We start from the raw sequence: 6,456 nt of genomic DNA on the forward strand, positions 1-6,456 counted from the left end.
GCCGCCCCTCCGCCGACCGGGTGGTGGGGCTGCTCCGCGGCCGGGTGCTCCCCCGGGGCGTGTCGGTGCGCGCCACCCAGGGGCCGCTCTGCGCGGCCGACTGGCAGTACACCGTGCTGGCCGTGACCGGGCACGAGGAACTCCAGGTGGTCACCCGTACCGAGTCCACCGCGCTGCGCCTGGTCACCGCCGGGACCGACGTCTGCTCGATCGAGGTGCGGACCGTCGCGCCGCCCGGCATCCGGACGTTGGCCTGCGACGCCGGCACGGGGGCGGTACCCGGTGCGTAGGCTGGGCGACATGCCCGGTACACCGCCGACCCGTTACGTCTACCTCGGACCCGAGGGCACCTTCGCCGAGCAGGCACTGCGCACCGTGCCCGCCGCCGAGCACGGCAGCCGTACGCCGGCGCGCAGCGTCGGCGAGGCGCTGGAGAGCGTACGGGCGGGGGACGCCGACGCGGCCCTGGTGCCGCTGGAGAACTCCATCGGCGGCGCGGTCGGGGTGACCCTCGACGAGCTCGCCGAGGGGGACCCGGTGGTGATCACCCGGGAGGTGATCCTGCCGGTCGAGTTCGTGCTCGGCGCCCGCCCCGGCACCACGCTCGGCGCGGTGCACAGCGTGGCCGCCCATCCGCAGGCCTCCACCCAGTGCCGGAACTGGCTGCGGGACCACCTGCCCGACGCGACGGTGGTCGACGTCCTCTCCAACGGCGCCGCGGCGGCGGGCGCGGCCGCCGGTGACTACGACGCGGCGATCTGCGCCCCGATCGGGGCCACCCGGCACCGGCTGGCCGTGCTCGCCGACAAGATCGCCGATCACCCCGACGCGGTGACCCGCTTCGCGCTGGTGTCCCGCCCCGGCCCGCCGCCGCCCCCCACCGGGGACGACGTCACCTCGCTCGCCGTGTACATCGCCCACGACCGGGTGGGCGCCCTGCTGTCGGTGCTGATGGAGCTCGCCGTACGCGGGGTCAACCTGACCCGGATCGAGTCCCGCCCGACGGGCGAGGCGCTGGGCCGATACGTCTTCTTCCTCGACTGCACCGGGCACGTGGCGGACGTCCGGATGGGCGAGGCGTTGCAGGGGCTGCGGCGGGTCTGCGCCGACGTGCGCTTCCTCGGGTCGTACCCCCGGCACCGCTGGGTCGGCGGGGCGGCGGAGCGGCCGGTCCCGGCGCCCGCCGGTCTCTCCGACACCGACTACGCCGACGCGGCGGCCTGGCTGGCCCGGCTGCGGGCCGGCGAGCTGAGCTGACCCGGCGGGGCACCCGGACCGGGCACCCCGCCGATCCGGTCAGCTGAGCAGGCCGCCGAGCAGGCCACCCTGCTGCTGCCCCTGGGCCCCGCTGCCCATGACCGGCGGCTCCTCGGAGGGCTGGACGACGACGAAGCCCTGACCGGCGAAGCTCATCGTGAACGCCTCGCCGGTGCTGCGGCCGAGCAGCGTGCCCAGGCCGAGCTGCTCGGCGCGGTGGTAGCCGGTCTGCAGGTTGGCCGACCAGCAGACGGCGGCCTGCGGGTCGACGTAGGTGGGGGCGTCGACGTTGAGCACCACCGGGGTGCCCTTGGTGGTGATGGCGATCCGGCCGTGGCCGCTGAAGACGCAGTTGAACAAACCGGACGACGAGGCCATGCCGGCGCCGCCGACCATCTTGATGTCGTACGACAGGGTCGAGTCGAAGGCCAGCACGCTGGAGCCGTTGATGGAGAGGGCGTCGCCCGGCTCCAGGTCGATGATGTGCACGTCCTTGCTCAGCTCGGCGAGGAAGACGTCGCCCTGGCCGCTGAGCTTCATCAACGGCACACCCTCACCGGTCAGGCGCTGCTTGATGAACTTGCCGATGCCACCGGAGCCGAGCGCTTGGAACTGCACCTGCCCCTGGTAGGCGACCATCGAGCCGACCCGGGCCATGGCCTCGCCGTTCAGCTCGATCTTCAGCATCTTGGAGTTCTGCAGCCGCATGCCGGGCTGGGCGGACTCCTTCTCGAGGTTCTCCGCGGAGAACAGCGCGCTGCGCATCGGTTTCCTCCTGGTTCGGGGTGTGTCTCACCGGAGGGTAGGTGACCAGCGCAACCGGTGGCATCGGCCGCGCGGGGCCGCCGACCGGGACCGTCAGGCCCAGCCCAGGGCGTGCAACCGGTCGTCGTCGATGCCGAAGTGATGGGCGATCTCGTGGACGACGGTCACCGCCACCTCGTCGACCACGTCGTCCTCGCTGTCGCAGATGCGCAGGATCGGGTGGCGGTAGATGAGGATCCGGTCCGGCAGCACGCCGGAGTAGTCCCACCCCCGGCTGGTGAGCGCATGCCCCTCGTAGAGGCCGAGCAGGTCCTCACCGGGCGGCGGGTCGTCCTCGACCAGGATCACCACGTTGCTCATCAGCCCGAGCAGTTCCTCGGGCACCTCGTCGAGGGCTTCCCCGACCAGTTCCTCGAAGCGTTCCCGGCTCATCTCGACCGCCACGCCGTCCATTGTCCCCGACGCCGGGCGGCCCGCCCCGTCAAGATCCGCGCGGAGCCACGGAAGGGGTGCCGGTCCGGCACCCCTTCCGTCGCGTACGACCGGTCGGGGTCAGGAGGCCAGGCGGGCGGAGAGGCTGATCTGCGCGCCCGGGGAGAGCAGCCGCGAGATCGGGCAGTTCTCCTTGGCGGCCTCGGCCAGCTTGGTGAACTGCGCCTCGTCCATGCCCGGCACCTGGCCGACGGTCTCCAGGTCGATCCGGGTCACGGACATGCCGGCGTCGGTCTTGTCGAAGTGGACCTTGGCAGTGGTGTCCACCGACGAGTCGGTGGCGCCCGCGTCGGCGAGCTGCTTGGAGAGCGCCATCGAGAAGCAGCCGGCGTGCGCGGCGCCGATGAGCTCCTCGGGGTTGGTCCCCTCGCCCTCCTCGAAACGCGACTTGAAGGAGTAGTTCCCCTGGAGTCCGCCCTTGCCGGTGCGGACGGTCCCGGAACCCTCGGTGAGGTTGCCCTGCCAACGTGCGGAAGCGGTACGGATAGGCATGCACCCGACGCTAACCGAAACCGCACCGTCGGGCGACCGACCCGGCGTACCCAGCGCCGCCACGTCGTGCCCCGACCGGCGCCGCCGGGCGTGTCATGATGCGGTTCAGGCCCGCGACGGCGGAAGGTGGCCGATGTCTGAGGATCTCCCCGTCCCGCGCCAGGAGGACCGCTCCGACGGCACGGCCGTCGTCGAGTGGGGCTCGCCGTCCCCCGCCCCGGCCGGACGGTGGGGTCGCGCCCTCGGCGGGCTCGGCCGGGACCGCCGGCTGCCCCTGGTGCTGGCCGTCCTCGGCGCGGTCGCGGCGACGGCCTCCCTGGTCGGCGAGTGGCTGGTGATGACGCTGCCCAACGGGGGCCCGGAGGGCAACGTCACCGTCCGGGTGCCGGCGGGGTGGCCGAGGTCGCCGGCTTCGGGGTCGCGTACCTGGTGGGGCTGCTACTGCTCGCCGCCGTGACGGCGCTGGCCCTGCGCGGCGGCCCGGCCGTTCGGCGGGAGGCGCGGCTGGCCGGGCTGGCCGTGGCCGGTGCGCTGCTGGCGCTGCTGACGGCGACCGCCTTCTCGCTGGACGATTCCGGACAGCGGGCCCTGTTCTACTCGTCCGAGGACGGCTTCCGGGTGGACTACGGGCGGGGCCTGGTGATGGCCTTCGTGGCGACCGCGCTGGCCGGGGCCGCGCTCCAGCTCGCCGGCCGGCAGCCGGCCGAGCAGTCGGAGGGGGGACACCGACCCGGAGGCGGAGCCGGTCGACTACCGCCGGCCCGGCCGGGCGGAGGACGACGGGCCGGCCGACCTCACCGTCACGCCGACCGTGCCGTTCGCCCGTCGGGAGTCGGCCGGCTGACCGGCCGTCCCGACCGGGCCGCGCCGCTGCCGCGGCGCTCACGGGACGTCACCGGGCGTTGGCACCGGATTCGCCGGAACGCCGTGGTCGGGACCGGTACCGCGAGGTACGGTTGCTGCCCGCCGTCACTCCGGGTCGAGGCACCGATGACCGAAACGGCTGGCTGCGACGGCGGCGGGCGAAGGAGGAACCATGATCCGCCCGGGCCTGCCCAAGCTGATCGCCACCGATCTGGACGGGACGCTCGTCCGCAGCGACGAGACCGTCTCCGCGTACACCCACCAGGTGCTCGACCGGGTGCGGGCCGCCGGCATCCCGGTGGTCGGTGCGACCGGTCGCGGCCCCCGGCTCAAGGAACTCACCCGCAACGACATCCGCGCCGCCGACTTCCTGGTGATGGCCGGCGGCGGCTGCGTGGTGGACCAGAGCGACCCGGCCGGCCCGGTGGTGCTGCGCGACGAGCGGCTGCCCGGTGAGGTGCTGGCCCGGCTGCTGGCCGACCTGGAGGCCGAGGTCGGGCCGCTGACCGTGATGGTCGAGGCTTCCGCCGAGCAGGACGCTCCGCTCTGGGGCGACTACCACCCGAGCTGGCCGTACCAGGACCGGTTCGAGGCGCGCAGCCGCGCCGAGTGCCTCTCCTGCGACGTGATCAAGGCGTTCGTCCGGACCGCCGACCACCACGTGGACGAGCTGCTGGCCACCGCCCGCCGGATCGTCCCGCCGCAGGTGGCCACGCTCACCCAGGCCGGGCTGGGCTTCGTCGAGATCTGCCCGCCGGGGGTCGACAAGGCCACCGGGCTCAGCGTGGTGGCCGAACGGCTCGGCGTCGACCCGGCGGAGGTGCTGGTCTTCGGGGACATGCCCAACGACCTGCCGATGTTCGCCTGGGCCGGCTGGGGCCGGGTGGCCGTCTCCAACGCGCACCCCGCGGTCCGCGCCGCCGCGGACGAGGTCACCCTCCGCAACGACGACGACGGGGTCGCGGTCTACCTGGACCGGCTACTCTCCCGGTGATGGGAGAGACACCCCGACTGGTCGCGACGGACATCGACGGCACCCTGCTCGGCGACGACCGGACGCTCAGCGCGCGTACCGCGACGGTGCTGGAGCGGATCTGCGCGCAGGGCACGCCGGTCGTGCTGGTCACCGGTCGCCCGATCCGCTGGCTCCAGCTCGTGTACGACCAGCTCGCCGCCCCGCTGCCGGCGATCTGCGCCAACGGGGCGGTGGTGTACGACCCGGTCGCCGACGAGGTGCTGCGGGCCGACCCGCTCGCCCCGGAACTCCTCGCCGAGGTGGCCCGCCGGCTGCGCGCCGCGGTGCCCGAGGTGAGCTTCGCGGTGGAGATCGTCGACAGCCGGCAGATGCGGCACGAGGCGCACTACCCGCTGCGCTGGGACGCCGACCACGACGCCATCCGGGCGGTGGAGTCGCCGGAGGAGCTGCACTCCGTACCGGCGGTGAAGCTGCTGGCCCGGGCCGGGGAGCAGGACCCGGACGTCTTCGTCCGGGTGGTGGCCGGAGCGCTGCAGGGGCTGGCCGAGGCGACGCACTCGTCGTACAGCGGGCTGGTGGAGATCTCCGCCGCCGGGGTGACCAAGGCGGCCGGGCTGGCCTGGTACGCCGCTCGCCTCGGCATCGACGAACGCGACGTGCTCGCGTTCGGCGACATGCCCAACGACCTGCCGATGCTGACCTGGGCCGGTCGGGCGGTGGCGGTGGCCAACGCACACCCCGCCGTCCTGGAGATCGCCGACGAGGTGACGGGGGCGAACTCCGCCGACGGCGTGGCGGCGTACCTGGAGAAGATCTTCGGGGTGGGCTGAGCGGGCCGGTCGGTCAGAGGTACTGGCCGGTGGGATGCCCCTCGCCGCCCTGCGGCTGGCCGATGCCCGGCATGCCCGGCACCATCCCGCCGGGGCCGCTCGGCAGGGCCTGCCGGCCGGAACGCATCTGCTCCAGCTGCACCCGGGCGGCCATCTGCTGGGCGACCAGCGCGGCCTGGATGCCGTGGAACAAGCCCTCCAGCCAGCCGACGAGCTGGGCGTGGGCGATGCGCAGCTCGCCCTCGCTGGGCGCCTTCTCCTCGGTGAAGGGCAGCGAGATCCGCTCCAGCTCCTCGCGCAGCTCGGGGGCGAGGCCCTCCTTGAGCTCGATGATCGACCGCTCGTGGATCTCCCGCATCCGGTGCCGGCTGGCGTCGTCCAACGGGGCCGACTTGACCTCCTCCAGCAGCTGCTTGATCATGCTGCCGATCCGCATCACCTTGGCCGGCTGCTCGACCAGGCGGGTCGGATCCTCGCCCGCCGCCTCGTCGGTCTGCACGGTGCCGACCGGGCGGCCGTCCGGGCCGACCACCACCACGGTGCCCGAGTGCCCGGTGTCCTCGGTGCCCGGCTCGTCGTTCTGTCCAGCGGAGTGCGCAACGGTCATGGCACCCATCTTTACCCACGCCCGCGAGCCACACGCGGTGGGACCGGTCACGCCCCCCGGCCGGTGTCGGGCGCAGGTCGATCCGGACGCCGTGGCAGCGCCCCCGCAGGCCCCGGAGCGGCGCGCTACCGTCGCCGGCATGCCCGCCGACCCGCGCGCCGTGCTCACCCGGC

General features: G+C 73.9%; 8 protein-coding genes and 1 pseudogene. 5 read left to right on the forward strand and 4 right to left on the reverse strand.

The features are described from left to right. Positions 1-290: pseudogene (locus JNW89_RS23725) on the forward strand (hypothetical protein); the annotation flags it as partial. A 10-nt stretch (positions 291-300) separates the two neighbouring features. After that, a complete protein-coding gene (gene pheA / locus JNW89_RS23730) occupies positions 301-1,257 on the forward strand; it encodes a prephenate dehydratase (protein WP_238450555.1) in 957 nt (318 codons plus the stop codon). A 39-nt stretch (positions 1,258-1,296) separates the two neighbouring features. On the opposite strand, the gene JNW89_RS23735 is transcribed toward pheA, so the two are convergent. The 3 genes from JNW89_RS23735 to JNW89_RS23745 all read right to left on the reverse strand — a co-directional run bounded on the left by JNW89_RS23735 (position 1,297) and on the right by JNW89_RS23745 (position 3,006). Next, entirely contained in the window at positions 1,297-2,022 is a 726-nt protein-coding gene (locus JNW89_RS23735) for an AIM24 family protein (RefSeq protein ID WP_238450556.1), read from the reverse strand. Positions 2,023-2,115: 93 nt separating this feature from the next. Next, positions 2,116-2,475, reverse strand: coding sequence for a metallopeptidase family protein (locus JNW89_RS23740; protein ID WP_238450557.1), 360 nt, complete (start codon positions 2,473-2,475; stop codon positions 2,116-2,118). 99 nt (positions 2,476-2,574) lie between these two features. Continuing rightward, positions 2,575-3,006 carry an OsmC family protein gene (locus tag JNW89_RS23745; protein ID WP_088959734.1) on the reverse strand — a complete coding sequence of 144 codons (432 nt, stop codon included), beginning with the start codon at positions 3,004-3,006 and terminating at the stop codon, positions 2,575-2,577. A 133-nt stretch (positions 3,007-3,139) separates the two neighbouring features. On the opposite strand from JNW89_RS23745, the gene JNW89_RS23750 reads away from it, so the two are divergent. From JNW89_RS23750 to JNW89_RS23760, 3 genes are all read left to right on the forward strand, one after another. Further along, positions 3,140-3,463: a hypothetical protein gene (locus JNW89_RS23750; RefSeq protein WP_238450558.1), complete on the forward strand. Its 324-nt coding sequence runs from the start codon at positions 3,140-3,142 to the stop codon at positions 3,461-3,463. A gap of 579 nt (positions 3,464-4,042) precedes the next feature. Further along, a complete protein-coding gene (locus JNW89_RS23755; protein ID WP_238450559.1) occupies positions 4,043-4,864 on the forward strand; it encodes an HAD family hydrolase in 822 nt (273 codons plus the stop codon). Continuing rightward, positions 4,864-5,676 carry an HAD family hydrolase gene (locus tag JNW89_RS23760; protein ID WP_238450560.1) on the forward strand — a complete coding sequence of 271 codons (813 nt, stop codon included), beginning with the start codon at positions 4,864-4,866 and terminating at the stop codon, positions 5,674-5,676. Before JNW89_RS23755 ends, JNW89_RS23760 begins: the two co-directional genes overlap by 1 nt. A 13-nt stretch (positions 5,677-5,689) precedes the next feature. On the opposite strand, the gene JNW89_RS23765 is transcribed toward JNW89_RS23760, so the two are convergent. Further along, positions 5,690-6,292: a bacterial proteasome activator family protein gene (locus JNW89_RS23765; protein WP_305070534.1), complete on the reverse strand. Its 603-nt coding sequence runs from the start codon at positions 6,290-6,292 to the stop codon at positions 5,690-5,692. Positions 6,293-6,456 lie beyond the last annotated feature (164 nt).

Source organism: Micromonospora sp. 4G55 (assembly GCF_016803375.1).